This window comes from Paenibacillus massiliensis 2301065 = DSM 16942 (genome assembly GCF_000377505.1).
GTDB lineage: Bacteria > Bacillota > Bacilli > Paenibacillales > Paenibacillaceae > Paenibacillus > Paenibacillus massiliensis.
Genome location: NZ_KB898187.1, coordinates 304651 through 323325 on the forward strand (window position 1 = coordinate 304651; position 18675 = coordinate 323325).

At 51.7% G+C, this 18675-nt stretch carries 13 protein-coding genes and 1 riboswitch; of the genes, 2 read left to right on the top strand and 11 right to left on the bottom strand.

From position 1 onward, the window contains the following. Positions 1–134: 134 nt before the first annotated feature. Genes D328_RS0107925 through D328_RS0107940 form a run of 4 tightly spaced genes read right to left on the bottom strand, consistent with a single transcriptional unit; the run spans position 135 to position 6870 of the window. Positions 135–1865, bottom strand: a complete 1731-nt coding sequence (locus D328_RS0107925; protein WP_018884446.1) for an allophanate hydrolase — start codon at positions 1863–1865, stop codon at positions 135–137. After that, on the bottom strand, positions 1862–5485 hold the full coding sequence (gene uca, locus D328_RS0107930; protein WP_018884447.1) for an urea carboxylase: 3624 nt from the start codon (positions 5483–5485) through the stop codon (positions 1862–1864). The genes D328_RS0107925 and uca overlap by 4 nt, the downstream gene beginning before the upstream one ends. Beyond that, entirely contained in the window at positions 5478–6146 is a 669-nt protein-coding gene (locus tag D328_RS0107935) for an urea amidolyase associated protein UAAP2 (protein WP_018884448.1), read from the bottom strand. Before D328_RS0107935 ends, uca begins: the two co-directional genes overlap by 8 nt. 1 nt (position 6147) lies before the next feature. Further along, the gene (locus tag D328_RS0107940; protein WP_018884449.1) at positions 6148–6870 is read right to left on the bottom strand and encodes an urea amidolyase associated protein UAAP1; all 723 of its coding nucleotides are present in this window, start codon (positions 6868–6870) and stop codon (positions 6148–6150) included. A 68-nt stretch (positions 6871–6938) separates the two neighbouring features. Further along, a riboswitch (guanidine-I (ykkC/yxkD leader) is annotated at positions 6939–7044 on the bottom strand. 259 nt (positions 7045–7303) lie between these two features. Here D328_RS0107940 and D328_RS0107945 point away from each other — a divergent pair. Then, positions 7304–8635 (top strand): APC family permease, encoded by a 1332-nt coding sequence (locus D328_RS0107945; protein WP_018884450.1) that lies wholly within the window; start codon positions 7304–7306, stop codon positions 8633–8635. Positions 8636–8835: 200 nt separating this feature from the next. Then, on the top strand, positions 8836–9633 hold the full coding sequence (gene fdhD, locus D328_RS0107950; protein WP_018884451.1) for a formate dehydrogenase accessory sulfurtransferase FdhD: 798 nt from the start codon (positions 8836–8838) through the stop codon (positions 9631–9633). A gap of 89 nt (positions 9634–9722) precedes the next feature. On the opposite strand, the gene hydG is transcribed toward fdhD, so the two are convergent. The 7 genes from hydG to D328_RS0107985 all read right to left on the bottom strand — a co-directional run bounded on the left by hydG (position 9723) and on the right by D328_RS0107985 (position 18623). Beyond that, the gene (hydG, locus tag D328_RS0107955; protein ID WP_018884452.1) at positions 9723–11138 is read right to left on the bottom strand and encodes a [FeFe] hydrogenase H-cluster radical SAM maturase HydG; all 1416 of its coding nucleotides are present in this window, start codon (positions 11136–11138) and stop codon (positions 9723–9725) included. Between the two features lie 125 nt (positions 11139–11263). After that, positions 11264–12328: a [FeFe] hydrogenase H-cluster radical SAM maturase HydE gene (hydE, locus tag D328_RS0107960; RefSeq protein WP_051091108.1), complete on the bottom strand. Its 1065-nt coding sequence runs from the start codon at positions 12326–12328 to the stop codon at positions 11264–11266. Positions 12329–12551: 223 nt separating this feature from the next. Then, entirely contained in the window at positions 12552–13826 is a 1275-nt protein-coding gene (hydF, locus tag D328_RS0107965) for a [FeFe] hydrogenase H-cluster maturation GTPase HydF (RefSeq protein WP_026281063.1), read from the bottom strand. Positions 13827–13831: 5 nt separating this feature from the next. After that, positions 13832–15337: an aspartate ammonia-lyase gene (locus D328_RS0107970; protein ID WP_018884455.1), complete on the bottom strand. Its 1506-nt coding sequence runs from the start codon at positions 15335–15337 to the stop codon at positions 13832–13834. 21 nt (positions 15338–15358) lie between these two features. Continuing rightward, positions 15359–16582 (bottom strand): GTP 3',8-cyclase MoaA, encoded by a 1224-nt coding sequence (moaA, locus tag D328_RS28575; RefSeq protein WP_018884456.1) that lies wholly within the window; start codon positions 16580–16582, stop codon positions 15359–15361. A gap of 35 nt (positions 16583–16617) precedes the next feature. Continuing rightward, on the bottom strand, positions 16618–17199 hold the full coding sequence (locus tag D328_RS0107980; RefSeq protein ID WP_018884457.1) for a 4Fe-4S dicluster domain-containing protein: 582 nt from the start codon (positions 17197–17199) through the stop codon (positions 16618–16620). Next, a complete protein-coding gene (locus D328_RS0107985) occupies positions 17196–18623 on the bottom strand; it encodes a [FeFe] hydrogenase, group A (RefSeq protein ID WP_018884458.1) in 1428 nt (475 codons plus the stop codon). Before D328_RS0107985 ends, D328_RS0107980 begins: the two co-directional genes overlap by 4 nt. Positions 18624–18675 lie beyond the last annotated feature (52 nt).

Genomic DNA, 18675 nt, shown 5'->3' on the forward strand with positions numbered 1-18675 from the left:
GAAACGATATCCTGAGTTATTTTACTACGTTAACCTGATTTAACCAAGGTGCTGGCCTGTTCCCCTAAAGTGAAAAAAGCCGCCATAATAGCGACTTTTAATGGGAATGAAGAATACGTGTATAAAGTACCCTTTCAAATGGATACAGCCTTTCTCCACCCGCCAAGATGTGTAATATCCACCGCAGTCTCTATAGCTGAGGCCTCACAAATGAAGCCCGACACCACCCTCCCGTCTTGCAGCAAAATCTTACCCATCCCTAGCGGAGCTGGAATGGCTGCTGTAAATACACCAAAGGAGGTAACGGGCATGCTCCATAGCTCCAGATCAATAGCTGCACCATCTTCCAATGCATGAACCAGACCTGGCTTTGCTGGATTCGTATTCAGTTGGTATAGGCGATATGCGGGAGCTGTGCGGGCTTCCTCCACAAAAGTAGCTCCCAGGCCCGTCATCTGAGCTTCCAGTAACATGCCTCTCATATGCAGGCCACAGACAGCGACCAGGATGTGATCTTGGTACTGCTGGGCCATTTTAGCTGCTTCAACCATGGAGGCTTCCTGATCAGGTAATGTGAAGAGAGTTATTCCAAAAGGCGTGTTCTCCGCTACCTCCCCTGCGGGAATCGCGATCGCACTCAAATCGAGCAAATTGCAATGATTCGTGTATAGTCCCATCTGACTATTCGTATGAATGGGGTCCTTCTGGACCTGTTCTCTCGTCCATGTTCCCCCACAAGTAGGCATCACCAAAATGGCCTCTTGCAGCAATTCTTTTGTGCTGCGCTGAATTTCAGCCAATCGGTGCTGTGCACGAAATAATGCAGCAGCTGTATGCATCTCCTTGCTGCCTGTTCGAAGGATATTCTCCGTTACAGGTAACAGTGCGCCAGGATGCAACTCGACGAATGATTCCAGGTCAGCCCATCGTTCAGCTACAAGTGGTCCTTCGTACAGAAGTGTTGCGGCTTCTTGCAGTAGAGAGATATCAACCTCCTCAACATATAAACCTGACTGCAGTAATGTGTGTTTGACCGTGTGCCAAGCCGCCTCGTACTCTTTTGCAAATGGACCATAGAATGTTAGCTCTCCCTTGGGTAGCAACCACTTGGCAGGTGCGCGAGATGGACCCACAGGGCGCGATCTTGAGAAAGCATCTTCAGCATGTGGTCCTCGCACGATCCGGTCCACGGAAACAGCGTCTTCCAGCTCATAAGCAAATACGGTGATGCAGTCAATGCTACGGCATGCAGGTACTAGGCCCGTGGATGGCCATGCGCCTACAGCAGGCTTATAGCCAACGAGGCCATGCAACGCTGCCGGAATCCGGCCCGAACCGGCTGTATCCGTGCCAAGTGAGAAGGCCGCTTGACCAAGTGCTACCGCTACCGCCGAACCAGAGCTTGAACCTCCGCTGATCAGTTCGGGACGTAAGGCGTTATGTGTCTCCCCATAAGGGCTTCTCGTACCGACCAGCCCTGTGGCGAATTGATCAAGATTGGTTTTACCGACAGGAATGGCACCAGCAGCAATGAGCCTTTCCACGACTACGGCATGTTGCTCGGAGACCGTTGCGAATTCAGGGCATCCTGCCGTGAGAGGCCAGCCTTGAACGGCGATGTTGTCTTTGATAGCAAAAGGAATGCCCCATAGCGGATAATCAGTAATAGACATGTGTTGAAGGTTCTCCAGATACGGAGCAATGAGCTCCAGGGATGGCGGCGTGATCCAGACATGGTAATCCTCAGTGTCGCTTGCGCGCTGGATGATGCTCTCCACCACTTCTGCAGGTGTGAAGCTGCCTCGAAGATAGCCGTTACGGAGTGCATGGACCGACATGGTTCTCGGGATAGCGTTCACCGTCATAGCTTAACCTCCTCCTTGGTCGTTGGGATGATCGCAGCAATCCAGTCTCCTGACTTGATCTGATCCCCCGGTGAGACATAAATGGAAGCGATCATTCCATCTGTTGGAGCGAGCTGCGGGAACTCCATTTTCATACTTTCTTCTATTATAATAGTGTCACCTTTTCGAACCTCCTGGCCTGGCTCCACTAATACTCTCCATACGCTACCCGACATCGAGCTGCTCATGCCCAGGCTCCCTTCAGGCATCTCCACTTCTTCCAAGGTTGCCGCTACTTCAGGCTCAGATACATATTCCGCGATTCCGAGCTCCTTCCAGTAATTCCGTTCCGCCTGGAATGCGCTCTGCTGCTGCTGCCGGAAACTGCCAGATTCCTGTTCGATGGTTCCCAGCCATTCCAGATACGTGCCCAAATGGAATGTGGTCTCTTCGACCTCCAAAGTAAAACCTCCCCGCGGGAATTCCTCACGCATGTTGAGAAGCTCTGCTTCTGACACTGGATAAAATTGAAGCTGATCAAAGAACTGTAGCAGCCATGGCTTGCCTGCCTCGAAATTGCCTGTTTCTCTGAACGAATTCCACATTTGTACCGTGCGTCCGACGAACTGATATCCGCCTGGGCCCTCCATGCCATATACGCAGAGATACGCGCCGCCAATGCCGACGGCATTTTCCGGAGTCCACGTCCGCGCCGGATTATACTTGGTGGTTACAAGTCGATGTCGCGGGTCCAGGGGTACAGCCACTGGCGCACCAAGGTACACATCTCCAAGCCCCATGACGAGATAGGAGGCGTTAAACACGATTTCTGCAACCTCTTCCAGCGACCCAAGCCCATTCATACGCCGAATAAACTCCAGATTGCTAGGACACCATGGCGCATCGGGTCTAACATTTTGCTGGTATCGCTCAATGGCGAGCTGGGTTGCCGGGTCATCCCATGACAGTGGTAATTTGACGATCCGTGAAGGCACTTCAATCGTCTCCAGCTCTGGAAGCTGTAGGTCCATCTCCATGATCAGGTTAGCCGCTTCTTTTACCGTCATACGGGTCGCGTCCAGATGGATCTGCAGAGAACGAATACCTGGCGTCAGCTCGATATAAGGTATGTTCCCCTTTTCTTTGATCGCTTCCATGAGCACGTAAGCCTGGAATCGGTATAACAGGTTCAACTCGCGCTCCCCGTACTCGACCAGAATGTTCTCATCACCAGAGCAGCGTATAGTGATAGGGAAGCGTCTACCTTCTACCGCTTGGGCTAGAATCGGCATATACTCACCAGTAGATGTTGCGGGGAGAGCGGGCAGCATTGGCTGCACGTCAAGCTCCTTTAGATAAAGCTCTTGTGCCGCTCGTAATTGCTCGGCTTCCTCAACAGTTACAAGTCTGAAGCGGACCATGTCGCCAGGGCTTAGTTGTCCGAGCTTCCATAATTCAGCGGTCGCCGTGGTTACCGGGCAGACGAACCCTCCAAGACTCGGACCATCTGGTCCTAGCAGGATTGGCATGTCGCCCGTCAAATCCAATGCACCGACAGCATAAGCGTTGTCATGAATATTAGAAGGATGCAGCCCTGCATCGCCGCCGTCGGTTCTCGCCCACAGCGGAGCAGGACCAATCAATCTGACGCCTGTTCTGGAGCTGTTGAAATGTACCTCCCATGTAGTCTCGGTCAACTGGTCCAGATAAGCCGGAAGCACGTATTCATCCGTACAGTGTGGTCCGGGTATCACGCCAATCGTCCACTCATTGTTGTACTTCGGTCTGCGATCGGCTGTGAGAGGAGCAAGCGCGACCTTACCATTTCCTTTTGCTTTATTCACTCGCAGAATGGCACCTGTTCGCAATGCACTGCCACGATGTCCACCGAATCCACCCAATGTAAAGGTTGCTGCACTACCAAGCGTGAGTGGCATATCCAGCCCCCCGGCCACGAGTAAATATGTCCGCATGCCCTTTTTTGCTTCACCAAGGGTAAGCACTGCTCCTGGAGAGGCAACTGTCGGCGTGTAGGGTTCAACAATGACGCCATCCAGTTCAGCCTTCATATCAGCTCCTGTCAGGCAGAAGGTTATTTCGTCTCTGAAGCGATATGATCCCCCGCGAAGTGTCATTTCAAGACCAGAGGCTTGTGCGTCATTATAAAGCAACCTGTTGCCGATACGAAAAGCAAGCTGATCCATCGGACCGGATGGCGGCACACCGATATCCCAGTAGCCGATTCTTCCAGGACAGTCCTGTACTGTTGTCTGAATACCGCCGTCCAACACTTCAATGGCACACTCCAGTGGTTTAAAGTCAGAAAGCATGCGGGTATGCACTTCCCCATTCTCGAAGGAATCGGTGTGTAAAAATGCTTCTATATATGACTGATTAGTCGTTACGCCATACACCCGGAGCTGAAGGAGCGCTTCCTTCATTTTGGCTATAGCTTCGCTGCGCGTATTGGCGTGCACAATGATTTTTGCCAGCATCGGATCATACAGTGTAGTCACATTCAATCCAGGTTGAATCCAGCTCTCAATTCTCACCTGTTCAGGCCAGTGAATCGCATCAATGCGTCCATCGCTCGGCCGAAAATCATTCATGCAATCCTCGGCGTACAAGCGTACCTGGAGACTATGCCCTGTTGGTGAAGGAGCTGAGATGTTCAATGAGTCGGTCTCATTCGCGGCTTCCTTGACCATCCATTCCACCAAATCGATGCCTAGTACCTCTTCTGTCACCCCATGCTCTACCTGAAGTCTTGTATTTACCTCCAGGAAGTAAAATTGCTGCCCATCGGGATCATACAGGAACTCCACCGTTCCAGCATTGCGGTAGCCTGCGGAAATCGCCAGTCGTCTGGCACATTCAAGCATCTCCTGTCGCACTGCATCCGGTAAGCATGGAGCCGGGGTCTCCTCAATGATTTTCTGATTGCGCCGTTGTACAGAGCAGTCTCGTTCCCCCAAAGCCACGGCTTCACCGTTACCCGTGCCGAAAATTTGAACCTCGACATGGCGTGCACGTGCAATGTACTTTTCGAGGAATACGCCGCCGTCATTAAAATTAGCTGTGGCCAGACGGGATACCGATTCAAAAGCTTCCCTCAGCACCTCCTCGTGCTCACAGACCCGCATGCCAATTCCACCACCACCAGCCGTCGATTTCAGCATCACAGGATAACCAATGCTTGCAGCCTGTTGAATTGCTTCACCCAAAGAATGCATCAGGCCTGTGCCAGGTAGCAAAGGTACGTCAGCTTCTGCTGCCATGGCTCGTGCCGTATGCTTCAAGCCAAATAGCTCAATGTGCTCGGGTGAAGGACCAATAAATGTAATGTCCTGCTCCGCGCACGCTCTGGCAAAGGCTGCGTTCTCGCTCAAAAATCCATAACCGGGATGTATGGCATCAGCCCCTGCCCCCATGGCAGTCTGGAGGACCAATTCAGTATTCACGTAACTCTCTCTTGCCGGACCCTCTCCGATCAGCACGGCTTCGTCTGCAAGCTCGACATGGAGGCTGTCGCGGTCTGCTTTTGTGTAGATGGCTACGCTGGAAATGCCCATCTGACGAAGAGTCCGAATGATGCGTACGGCAATGGCACCGCGATTGGCGATCAGTACTTTTTTAAACATCGGCGTTACCTCCTTCTGCATCCCAGATAAGCACTTTGGCTGGAGTGGGGTTATAAGCATTACATGGATTGTTCAACTGTGGACAGTTGCTAATCAGAACGGTCACCGGAGCCAGCGCAATTAATTCAACGTAACGACCTGGTGCGGATATTCCATCTGCAAAGGTTAGCTTGCCTTCTGGTGTGACGGGCACATTCATGAAAAAGTTGACGTTAGGGGCGAGATCTCGCTTGGTATATTCATCTCGCTGTGAGAGCATTAGCATGAAGGTATCACGACAGTTGTGCATCGAGAGCTTATCATGGGCGTAGCGGACGGTATTACTCTGTGCCGAGCAGGCACCGCCGATCGTGTCATGCCTTCCGCAGGTATCAGCCGTAATCCGCAGCAGCTCTTGGCCCGATTCAGCGAGCAGAGTCGAACCTGTCCTCAAATACAGATTTCCCTGACGGGTAATTGTGCGAATTGCGCTGTAATGGTCAGTCGGATCTTCAGTAGAATAGAACAGCGTGTCGACGGCCTGATTGCCTTCCATATCAACGATGCGAAGAACTTGGCCAGGCCGAAGATCATGTAGCCAGCCATCACCAGCTGGGATCACGTGCTCATATATGGCTTTTTCCGTCAGCAATTGACTCTCTACAAGTTGAGGAGTATTCATGTTAGTTGGCCCCCTTCAGCAAAGTATAAGCATTCCATGTATTTTCAAAAGCTCGTTGGTTCTCTCCACAGTGAAGCACACAGGGGTCCTCTTCAGAAACGGGCTCGGCATCTGTCACCGATACGATAATCGAGGTATTTGGGTAGTGTGCTGAAGGATCAAGCGGATGGGGTGTATTTGATAGCACCAGCAAGATATCCATTTCCGTGCGGATCGTGACCGATCGTGCTGCTGTTTGCTGCAACGTATACTTCATTGTTCCATCCAGTTCGCACACGACCTTTGAGAAAAAGTTAACCGGAACCGCGATGTCACGAGGCGACAGTTGATGCTGGAACAGCTCGACCTTAAAGTTCTCTTCCCCGCTTCTCAACCAGTCGTTGCGCTGGTCCTGATATGCGGTGATTCCATATTTTTGATCCGTCGTCTCACGAGTGGTATATCCGGATAAAGGATCATGCCAGCCTACCGTATCCTCCGTAATGGAAGCCAGCACCCTCCCTTGATCACTCATCAGTACGTTACCTGTCGTCAAATAAGCGGTGTGTTGGGCTTTCAGGGTATCAGGCATATTGTAGCGTTCTGCCGGATCTTGTGCATGGAATAACAATGCGGATATATTGGCACGATCTCCTGTTGCTGTTAATGTGATCGCTTTTCCTCTTCCTACATGGGCAGACCATTTGCTACCAGGCTGCATAGTCATCGTGAATAATGCTGTCATTGTTCATTCCTCCTGTAGAAAAATATAAAAAAGCCCGAGAGAAACATCAAAGATTGCTCTTTGATTGATTCTCCCGGGCTTTTTTCCCGCCGTGTACATTAGGTAATGCACCCAATGCGTTTTCTCTCGGACCAGTCAACCAAAGTATGGTTCGGAACCCTAGAAAACATTTTATGAAATTCATGTTATGAATACTAACACTCAATATCACAAATCACAATAGTTTTTTGAAAATAATCTTAAAAAACATCACTTTCGCTTAAACTCATGGCATGTTTTTCTCAAAATGACGAAAAAACTACTATAGAAAATGACAGAACGTACGTATATGCTCAAAAAATAGCTTGATTTTTGCTAAAACGCCTGTAAAAATGTGAAATATCATGACACGGAAAAACAGCATATCATTTTTGATTTCGAAGGAGGTTTTAATATGTCACAAAAACTAACACTAAAAAGAAATCTCTCCTTGAGCCATGTGGTGACCATGGGACTAGCTTGGATGTCTCCCATGATATTTTTCACGAGCTTTGGTGTCCTTCATGAGGGTTCTCAGGGGATGCTGCTGGCTGCATACGTTCTTGCTTTTGTAGCTATTCTGTTTACTGCAGGCAGCTATGGACAAATGGCCAAGGCTTTTCCGGTGTCCGGTTCGGCATACACCTATGTAAGCCAGGCAATGAACCCATTTATCGGCTTTCTGGTCGGTTGGGTGATTCTGCTCGATTATCTGTTCTCCTGTATTGTAGCTGTACTGATGTTTGGCATTAATCTTCATGCCCAATTTCCTTCCATTCCTTCTCCCGTCTGGATTGTGCTCCTTACCCTTATTGTGATGATCATCAATGTGATCGGCATCAAAACGTCCGCAAACGTCAACAAGATATTTGTGCTGATGCAAATCATTTTTATAGCAGGTTTTTGTGCCTTTCTTGTATACAAAGCCGTGACACAAGGGGTGACTATGGGACTTAATCCTCTTCATTCCGTAGAAGGCGTTCCCTTCTCAGCCATACTGGCTGGTGCTTCTCTCGTCTGTTTTTCTTTCCTTGGCTTCGATTCCATCACGACGATGGCAGAAGAAACGAGACAACCGGAAAAAACGATACCCCGTGCTATTCTGATCATCGTTAGTATCGCTGGTATTATGTATTTCGCAACGGCCTATTTAATTCAACAGATGTACCCTTCCTTTACGTTTGCGCATATGGACTCGGCTGGATTTGAGTTAATGCAGGTTATAGGCGGCGGAACCCTTGCCTCCATGTTCACCTTTGTCGTTATTTTCTCCGTGCTTGCGCAAGGCATGTCTTCTATGACAACTGTCTCCAGGCTGCTGTTTGTCATGGGCAGATCCTCCTTGTTACCTCGGAAGTTCAGTGCTATTCACCCCAAATTCCGCACGCCTGTGTTCAATATTGTGCTCGTCAGTGTTATTTCCCTCGCGGCCTTATTCATCAGTCTGGAGACGGCTATCATGTTTGTCAGCTTTGGTGCACTAACGGCCTTTCTATTCGTAAATCTCTCTGTCATCGGCCATTATATCATTCGTCAGAAAAGGCGTAGTTTGCAGGATTGGATTGTTCGAATGATTTTCCCCTTGTTGGGAGCCATGTTCATTCTATATCTCATCACTCAACTGGGGGCTTCCTCTCTTCTTCTTGGCACCGGATGGATTGTGCTAGGCCTGCTTCTGTACATGAATCACCGAATGAGATCTGCTTCAATCCACAACTCATTGCCTGAGATTGAAGAGGCGATGTGAGCGGAATATGCGATCAAGTAACACGAGCCAACCACGCAAATGAGACTAGTTTGCTGGTTGGTTTTTTTACATTATGCCTCTATAACATCCCTCATTGACAGAGCGACGGCAAAGTGGTGTATTTAACTCATGGAATCTGCTAATTATTTACAATCAGATCTATTAATACACATTCTCGTCTAGTTCGAAGGAGGAGCATAATGAATACGCAGCCTGAGCAAGCACGGCACATCATCCGATTTTGCCAGGGACTTCTAAGTCATGTAGAGGACAGCGTCGCTATGGAGCATCCAGTAACGATTAAGATCAATGGTGAGGAATTCGTAACTCTCGTCTGTACGCCAGAGTTCATCGAGGATATGGTTATCGGCTATCTCGCCTCCGAGGGAATTATACGCCATATGCAGGATATCCAGCATATTTGGACCCAGGAGGAAGAAGGCTTCGTGCATGTCACGACGAAACGCTGGAATCCCCTGCATCGGCAGCTGTTCGCCAAGCGGTACGTCACCTCCTGCTGCGGCTCGGGGCGTCACAGCTTCGTGTACGTCAATGATGCACGCACAGCCAAGCATACCCATGGCGAACCTATTGAATTGAGCTATGCTGATTGCTTCCGCTTGATGAATACGGTAATGTCGGGAACCGAGCTGTTCCAGCACACCGGAGGCGTTCATACTGCAGCATTGTGCAGCCATAAGGACGTACTTCTGACCCGCAGTGATATTGGGCGTCATAATGCACTGGACAAGATACTGGGACACTATCTGCGACAAGGAATTCCCCCCGAGCACAACACAATCGTACTCAGTGGAAGAATCTCTTCAGAAATATTGTTGAAGGCCTCTAAGCTCGGAGCGGAAATCGTCCTGTCCAAATCCGCTCCGACCAGTCTTGCGATCGATCTGGCTGATGAACTGGGTATAACCGCAGTCGGCTTCATCCGAGCAGATGTCTGCAATGTATACAGTCATCCCGAGCGAATTATAGCTGATTAGCAGTCAATTGAAAACCTAAAAGGCCCCTAACAACGCATAATCGCGACTTGTTGGGGCCTCCTTTCTATTTACTTTTCATATAAAACTCACTAGAATCGCAAATCCCGCTCACCGCTTCGGATTCGCTCCAGTTGCCTCATGGTAGCCTTTCTTACTCCTTCCTTAGGAATACTCTCAAGATTGTCGCGAATAATCTGCTCTCCCAGCTCCTTCATCTCCTCATCCGCGTAATCGAGCAAATATTCCAGCAGCGTCATCAGCGAATTGGGCTGACATACATTATGGATCTGTCCAGACTTGGCCAATTGCATGAAACGGTCCCCAGTACGGCCCTCGCGGTAGCAGGCTGTGCAGTAGCTAGGAACGTAACCATCCCTGCATAGCGCCTTGACGATCTCGAGTGGTGATCGGTGGTCGCCAAGTGTGAACTGCGATACCTGTTCCTTGTCTTTGTTGACGCTGTAGCCCCCTACGCCTGTGGCAGAGCCAGCGCTAATCTGTGAAATGCCTAGCTGAATAATCCGATCACGGAAGCCAGTGTCTTCGCGTGTTGACAAAATCATACCTGTATAAGGGACGGACAAACGCAGAACAGCCACGATCTTGGCAAATTCATGATCATTGACGAGATATGGATAGTTATCCAGATTAACATTTTCAGCCGGACGCAGGCGAGGAACGGAGATCGTATGAGGGCCGCAGCCGAATGCCTCCTCCAGATGCTCCGCATGCTTCAGCATGGCGATCGTATCGTATTTGTGATCATACAGACCGTACAGAACACCGATACCGACATCATCTATACCCGCGCGCATTGCTCGATCCATGGCAGTCGTATGCCAATCATAATCCCGCTTCGGACCATTGGGATGATAATGGCGATAGCTGGGCCGATGGTAGGTCTCCTGGAAAAGGATATACGTCCCGATCCCTGCTGCAGCCAAACGGCGATAATTCTCCTCCGTCGTGGCAGCAATGTTGATGTTGATGCGACGGATTTGACCGTTATCCAGCCTCGTCTCATAGATGGTACGTATGCAATCGAGCACATAGTCTATAGAGCAGTAGCGCTCATCCTCGCCGGCCTCCAGCACAAGCCGTTTGTGACCAAGGGCTTGCAATACCCGGACTTCCTCCGCGATATTGTCAGCACTCAGACGACAGCGCTCCAAGTCTGAATTAGAATGCTTATAGCCGCAATAGACACAATTGTTGACACAGTGATTGCTTATATACAGCGGAGCAAAGAGTACGATTCGGTTGCCGTAAATTCGTTCCTTAATCTGTCTAGACACCAGGAACAGCCGTTCCAGTGTCTCCGCATCCTCCACATGCAGTAGCACAGCTGCTTCCATAGAGCTGAGCCCCTTGCATGCGCTAGCCCTGTCCAGTATATCCTCCACCAATGCACGGTCCTGCACCGCCTCGGCGCCATAGCGAAGGGCGGCAATTATGTCCTCATCCTGAATAAAATCTGCCGGGCGATGCTCATTCAGCTTGCTCACAGCAATTCACTTCTTTCTATAAAATGGATGTGTAATACTTGGAGTGGTCTTCCGTCAAGTGCACGTTGTTACATCGCGTGTACTGTGCTAATTTGTGTTGTGCCCTTCGTCATCATCTTGTTCTTTTATGGAATGAGTGGAGCGCTAGGCTGTCTACTTCGGTCCAGGTATTTCAGACTATCACCGCGTCCCATATCCATATAGAGTCCAACTGCTTCAATGCGCCGCTCCAGACAGAAGCGGCATTGTGCTGATTCGTCTCCCGTGCAGATTTTGTTGTTATAGAGCATGTATTTATCACGCACGGATATCGGTGACAGATTCGGCATGACAACATTGGCACCTGCCAGCAGTGCCAGCTCCCGTCCTTGCGGGTGGGCCGTGCCCATCGCCGTCGTAGCTGGAATCAATGCCTGCGGAACCAGCAGTCGGGCCAGTGCAATCATATCAAGGGTACGCTCCACTGTACCTGGGGGCTGATCCCTGAGCGGTGTTGCTTCATGCGGCAAAAAAGGACCAATCCCAATCATATCCGGCTGCAGCTCCTGTACATACAGCAGGTCCTCCGCCAGGTCGACTGAAGTCTGTCCCGGCAGGCCGACCATGAAGCCTGCCCCGATCTGATAGCCGATGCTTTGAAGAGCATGCAGCCGCTCTCGCCGTTGCTCGAATTGCATTGTCGGGTGCAGAGCATCGTATAACGCACGTGATGCCGTCTCATGGCGCAGTAAGAATCGATCAGCTCCTGCCTCATACAACCGTGCATAGCATTCATCGCTTCTCTCTCCGATGGAGAGCGTGACGGCTGTATCTGGATAGGAGTGCTTGATGCAGCGTATCAACTCGGCTAGTCTGTCGGTTGTATACCAAGCATCCTCACCACTTTGCAGGACGAAGGTTCGGTAACCGAGACTATAGCCCTCATCGCAGCATTTTATGATTTCCTGAAGCGATAGACGGTAACGGCTCAGCTGCTTATTGCCTGAACGCAGTCCACAATACATGCAGTTTTGCTTGCAAATATTCGAGAATTCGATCAGCCCACGCACATATACGCTACTGCCATACATAGATACACGTACACTGTGTGCCGTACGCCGTAAATGCTGATGCACAGACTCATCAAGAGAGTCGATCAGCGAAATCAGCTCGAGTCTACTCGCTGTACCTTGACTGCCAAGCTTGCTTATGAGGTTATTCGTTGGACCCTCCCTCCATTTCTACAGCAGCATATTGCATCCTTCGATCAAGGTGTGTACGCAAACGATCCCGAAGAACTATAATGCGTAACTTTGCTCCGAGCAAAGCCCAAACTAAGCTCCAAAACAAAGCTCCAAACAAAAGAATCCTTACGATCGCTGCTATGTCTGATCTTCCTTTCCACCGGGACTTCTAGTATCGTATCCAGTGTAATTATTGAGGATTGAACACAGGCTCATCCCAGGCCAACCGCGCCTCAGGGAACATATCAATCGCTCGCGGGAACACTCCCTGCACATAGGCGATGAACATCCCGTAATTCACGATGGGTACCCCGGCAGCTGCTGCCACAGCCAGACGATGCAGCATAGCCTGGCGATTCAGCATGCATGCACCACAGTGGATAATGAGAGAAAAGGAGTCCAGTGACGGGGGTAATTCGCCGCCTGAGGCGTGCTCAATACACAGCTTCTTGCCGCACCGCTCCCGCAGCCAGCGAGGGATCTTCACCGTACCGATGTCATCGCATTGACGGTGGTGAGTGCAAGCCTCAGCAACCAGGACCCGATCCCCTTCCTTCAGGGCGCTTACCGAGCGTACTCCCTTGACGAGCTGCGGCAGATGCCCCTTGGCTCTGGCGAACAGGATCGAGAACGATGTGAGCGGCACGTCCAAGGGCGTATCCGCAGCGGCCTTCATGAATACCTGAGAATCCGTAATGACGAGACTGGGCCTGCGACCCAATGAAGCCAGTGTATGTGCGAGCTCATGCTCCTTGGTCATTACAGCCGTGGCATCACATTCTAAAATGTCACGAATCACCTGCTGCTGCGGCAATATCAGCCTTCCCTTCGGTGCAGCCTTGTCAATCGGAACGACTAGCACCGCCAGCTCTCCTGGCTGCAACAGATCGCCTACAAGACGAAAACGCCCCTCCTCCTGAGCTGCCAGTCTGACAGCCATCGCCTGCTTCAGCTTAACAATGCCGCTATGCGTGAGACTGCTCACCGCGTGCAGCTCCAACTCGGAGCTTGCCCCCAGCTCCCGCACGATGCTATCGCAGTACTGTTGTGTTTCCGTTGGCCCACCATCTATGCGATCTACTTTGTTTATGACAAGCATGATGTGGGGGACCGCTGCCTTCAATCTGTCCATAAGATCTTGCTCCAGCATATCGACACCATAATCTGGATCAATGACCAACAGCGCCATATCCGTCTTCTGCAATATGCTTAGTGCGGCGCGTGAACGTTCATTGCCGAGCACACTGTGATCATCCAGTCCGGCGGTATCAATGAACACGACCGGACCGGCCGGGAGCAGCTCCATAGCTTGATAGACCGGGTCCGTCGTCGTGCCGCTTACCGGAGATACGATGGCTGCCGTGTGCCCACAGATCGCATTAATTAGGCTTGATTTCCCCGCATTACAACGCCCGAACACGGCAATGTGCGGTCGTTGGCCACGCGGCGTGTGATTCATGCTCAAGCGAGTCACATCGTTCCCTCCTCTGTCCCGCAGTTCGGTTCGTTATTCTCTCTTGAATGCCCAGGAATGCCAGGGCTCGTCACAGCGTAGGGGCTCAGCACCTGACGGATCTGCTCGGGTGTCATTAGCCCTTGCTCCAGCAGCAGTTGCTCCAAGGGTCGACCTGACGAGGCAGCTACCCTGCGCAAGTCCGCGGCTGCATCATAGCCGAGGTACGCCACTGTGGCTGCCGCCAGTACACCAGAACGCTCCAGATGCTCTCGGCAGCGCTCTTCATCCAGTGTCAAGCCTGCAATACAACGCTCCTGGAACAAGGGAACGGCGTGGATGAGCAGCTCTAGCGATTCCAGCAACGCCTCCGCCAACAGCGGAATGAACGCATTCAGCTCCAATTGACCGTGTGACGCGGCCAGCGTCACTGCCGTATCGTTTGCGATTACGCGCATCGCTACGCATCCGAGCATTTCAGCCATCACCGGATTTACCTTGCCTGGCATGAGTGAGGAGCCTGCCTGTACTGGGGGAAGGACATATTCACCTATTCCACCAGCTGGTCCAGACGACAGCAGTCGGCAGTCATTAGAGATTTTGAGAAGATTCACGGCCGCAGCCTTTAGCAGACCCGACACTTCTACGAGGATGTCCATATTTTGTGTCGGATCCATCGGATAATCGCATCTGCACAGGCCAAGCCCTGTCAGCTCTCGCAGTTCGTCTGTCATGGCATATGCATAAGCAAGTGGAGCATTCATACCCGTACCTACTGCCGTGCCTCCGATATGAATTTCCCTCAGCCGCTCCTCTACCTTATAGAGCCGCCAGCGGTCCCTGGCAACTGCCTTCGCATAAGCCCCGAAGGTCTGCCCTGCCAGAATGGGCAAGGCATCCATTAATTGAGTGCGTCCCAATCGAAGTACCTCTGCATACTCCTGCTCCTTGAACTGGAAAGTGGCTTGTAAACACGCCATCGCCTCCGCCAGCTCCCTTACGAGCGGAATCAAGGCTAAGCGAAGGGCAGTCGGATAGACGTCATTCGTGGATTGATAGCGATTCACATCGTCTATGGGATGAACAATGCCATACTCGCCCATTTGAACGCCTATATGCTTCAGCGCACGGTTCGCTACCACCTCGTTCACATTCATGTTCGTGCTTGTCCCCGCGCCCCCTTGATAAGCATCCACAACAAATTGCTCCTCCAGTTCACCAGCCAATATGTCATCGCAAGCCAGCTCAATGGCCCTTGCCTTATCGACAGGCAATTCGCCGCTTCTGCCGTTCACACGGGCAGCTGCCTTCTTCACAAGAACTACGGCTCGTATGAGTCTGAGGTTCACTGGACGCGAGCTGACTGCAAAATTCATCTTTGCTCGCATGGTATGGACGCCATAATAGGCCCCAGCCGGAATAGGCAAAGAGCCTAGCGCATCCTGCTCCTGTCGAAAGGCCTGTCTGTGCTTGCACGAGGGGACCGAATGCTCCACAGCGTCTAGATGCTTAGTCTGCTTCATCCTTACATCATCCTCCTAACTTCATCCTCCAATCTGCGACATTTGCCTAGCTGTCCCTTTTTGCCCCCCATGCTGCGACTCACCCTGCAGTCTTGGTAGTACCGACAGGTACTGTTCCGATTGTGCTGATTGCTCCACCTTCACTGCATCCGCTGTGCAGGTAGAGCAGGTAGAGCAGGTAGAATGTTCTGGACAGCCAGAGTACATGGAATGTGCGGAATGATCTGAGGTCCTGCAGGACCTTGCTGAGGCTCCCATGACATGACGAAGCGGCTTGAGGTCCAGCGCCCTTTGCAGGGCCAGCTTCAACTCGAAGTGATTTCCAAGATACGGCCTGATGTCAGATTCTTCATTCCAATAGAGGCAGGACTTGATACAGCCGTCCGCCGTCAATCGCAAGCGATTACAGGCTGCGCAGAAATGCTCGCTGATCGGCGAGATAAGGCCGAAGCAACCGGCTGCCCCGTCGATTCGGTAGTAATGCGCGGGCCCGCCCAACGCTTCCAGACAACCTTCAGCCTTGCTGCTCGCCTGGCTTCCAGGCTCAGCAACGGCCTCGTACCTCCAGCCGACTCTCTCACAGAGCTCCAATATACCTGTCAGTGGTTTATAACTGTCTGCCCAGCCTTTCGTGCTGCGTCCGATGGGCATATATTCGATGAAGCGGACGGCAATGGGTCGGCTCAGAGTCAGCCGCAGAAAATCCTCCACCTCATCGTCATTCGTTCCGTGCATATACACAACGTTCAGCTTCACTCGCTCAAAGCCGGCGGCCAGACTGGCCTCCAGCCCTTTCCATACTCGCTCAAAGACATCAGCCCCAGTAATGGCAGCAAATGTCGCTGGCCGCAGAGAATCCAGACTAATATTCATGTCCGTCACCCCAGCCTCCTGCAGCGAATGGGCTTGCGCCGCCAGCAGCATGCCATTCGTCGTCACCCCAAGACGCCGAATGCCGTCAATGGCGCGCAGCCTGGCAGCCAGTGCAGCCAATCCTGGTCGCAGTAGCGGCTCGCCGCCGGTAAGCCGAACCTTCATGACTCCCATCTCCGCCATCGCTGACACTACAGACACAATGTCATCATCCGTAAGCACATTTGTTGATGCAGCAAGCGGTTGTTCACGGCCAAGCATGTCCTTGAGCGCTGGCCTACAATAGCGGCAGGACAAATTGCAATGCTCTGTCACAGCGATACGTACATAAGTGTGTACACGGCCAAAGGAATCCTTCAAGGAATTGAGCATGTGCTTCACCTGCCTTTTAGCAAAAATTCACACCGCTACCGGATCAGACCACCGAACTGCCGCAATGTGCGTGCCGTGTTCAATCTTTTGGAGGCAATCTCCTGCTCTAGCTCCTTGTGCTGAACTAGCTGCAGCGCCTGTGTCGGGCAGATCCGGACACACTCTGGCCCCTGCCCGCTGTCCTCACACAGATCACATTTACTTGCAACCATACGCTCTTTGGGCATCCAGCCTCCACCGTTGCTCATTCGCAGGCCTGCCTGGTATTCCTTCCTGCCGCTCTTATAAGAAGGAATCATCGTAATGGCTCCGTACGGGCAGACCAGCATACAGGTTTTACAACCAATACAAGTGCTCTCATGGATATAAATGCTGTGGCCCCGGTTCACGATGGAACCATTGGGGCAGACATTGGCACATGGAGCATCCTCACAGTGACGACACTGCACAGGTGCAGTAATCTCATTCGTCTCCATCACTCTCAATCTGGGGTAAAAGGGGACCTGTTCCTCCGAACGCAGCAGCATATCCTCCCCCGCATGGGCCGTGGCACAAGCCACCTCGCATGTGCGACAGCCGATACAGCGCTCGGGATCAGCAATGACAAAGCTATTCATCTTGATTCAGCTCTCCTTCCTGCTTGTAGGGGAGGACAGGACGATGGCTTTCGTGATCGGAACACAGTATGCAGCAAATGATGAGATACATGTCCCAGCGGCTCCCCTAAAAATTGCGCGTATAATTCAATAATGGCGGGATTCTCATGTGACTTGCGGACCTGTTGATGAGCATCATGGCGATAGACTGCGTTCTTCCTGGCCAGATATGCCTGCTTGCGCTGTGTCTCCAGTAGCAGCTTCGGCTGACCGCCCCCGCTGATACAGCCTGCCGGACAAGCCATCACCTCAATGAAGTGATAAGGGCAGGTTCCCTCCCGGATCTGTTCAAGCACAGGCTGGACGTACTGAAGACCGGCTACTACTGCTACTCGCAGGCATAGCTCGCCTACCTGAACCTCTGCTGTCCGAATCCCTTCCTCACCGCGTACAAAATCCAACTGGAGCTCCATCAGCTTCTCCCCAGTCATGAGCTCATACCCGGTGCGGATCGCGGCCTCCATCACGCCTCCGGTGACACCGAATATGGAACCGGCACCGGAGTACAGACCAAGTGGCGCATCAAAAGGCTCATCTGGCAATTGCTCGAAGTCAATGCCAGCATCCTTGATCAACTGGGCCAGCTCTCGGGTCGTAATGACCACGTCCACCTCACTATGTCCGTCCACCTCCATCTCCTCACGGCTGCACTCGAACGACTTGCATGTGCATGGCATTACCGCGACACTATAAATGTGTGACGGGTCAATTCCATCCAGCTGCGCTCCGAAAGTCTTAATTAATGCGCCTACCATCTGCATCGGAGACTTGCAGCTGGACAAATGCTTCAGGAGATCAGGAGCCGCCGTCTCCGCATGCTTAACCCAGGCAGGGCAGCAGGTTGTGAACATCGGCAGCCGCTCCCCTGCCATCACACGTCCGATCAGCTCCGTTCCTTCCTCCATAATGGTCACATCTGCACCAAAATTCGTATCATAGATGCGGTCAAACCCCAGACGTCGCAGTGCGGCTGCCATCTTCCCGGGAGTAAGCGTACCGAAGGGCAAGCCGAATTCTTCCGCAAGCGATACACGTATTGCCGGAGCGCACTGCACGACCGTGTGCAGCTGCCCGCTTCTGAGCGCCTGCTTCACCTTCAGTACCTGTCCGGTCGAGTAGGCTGCGAAGAGCGGCTCACGTACAGATGGCAGTTGTCCACGTCGTTTCCTCAGGGCAGTGAGGTACTTGCTTTCCTCGTTGCCTTCAGCTGCATAGGAGGTACAAATCTGCACACATTGACCGCAAAGGACGCAGCTGTCTGTATCAATCGCCTGTGGTTGACCATACTCCCCCACAATGGCATTTACCGGACAGACCGTTGCGCAGCGTCGGCAGCCTGTACACAGCTCTGCATCAATTTGAACGAAAAGCTCACTATTTGACATGGCAGTCATCCCTTTAAGGTTCTTTTTGATGGAATATACGTCTTGCTCAAGC

Excerpts from the sequence above, each read along its gene's own strand:
- D328_RS0107970 (WP_018884455.1), bottom strand. The coding sequence starts at position 15,337 with ATGAAGCAGACTAAGCATCTAGACGCTGTGGAGCATTCGGTCCCCTCG.
- D328_RS0107925 (WP_018884446.1), bottom strand. The coding sequence starts at position 1,865 with ATGACGGTGAACGCTATCCCGAGAACCATGTCGGTCCATGCACTCCGT.
- D328_RS0107980 (WP_018884457.1), bottom strand. The coding sequence starts at position 17,199 with ATGAATAGCTTTGTCATTGCTGATCCCGAGCGCTGTATCGGCTGTCGC.
- uca (WP_018884447.1), bottom strand. The coding sequence starts at position 5,485 with ATGTTTAAAAAAGTACTGATCGCCAATCGCGGTGCCATTGCCGTACGC.
- D328_RS0107935 (WP_018884448.1), bottom strand. The coding sequence starts at position 6,146 with ATGAATACTCCTCAACTTGTAGAGAGTCAATTGCTGACGGAAAAAGCC.
- moaA (WP_018884456.1), bottom strand. The coding sequence starts at position 16,582 with ATGCTCAATTCCTTGAAGGATTCCTTTGGCCGTGTACACACTTATGTA.
- fdhD (WP_018884451.1), top strand. The coding sequence starts at position 8,836 with ATGAATACGCAGCCTGAGCAAGCACGGCACATCATCCGATTTTGCCAG.
- D328_RS0107940 (WP_018884449.1), bottom strand. The coding sequence starts at position 6,870 with ATGACAGCATTATTCACGATGACTATGCAGCCTGGTAGCAAATGGTCT.
- D328_RS0107945 (WP_018884450.1), top strand. The coding sequence starts at position 7,304 with ATGTCACAAAAACTAACACTAAAAAGAAATCTCTCCTTGAGCCATGTG.
- D328_RS0107985 (WP_018884458.1), bottom strand. The coding sequence starts at position 18,623 with ATGTCAAATAGTGAGCTTTTCGTTCAAATTGATGCAGAGCTGTGTACA.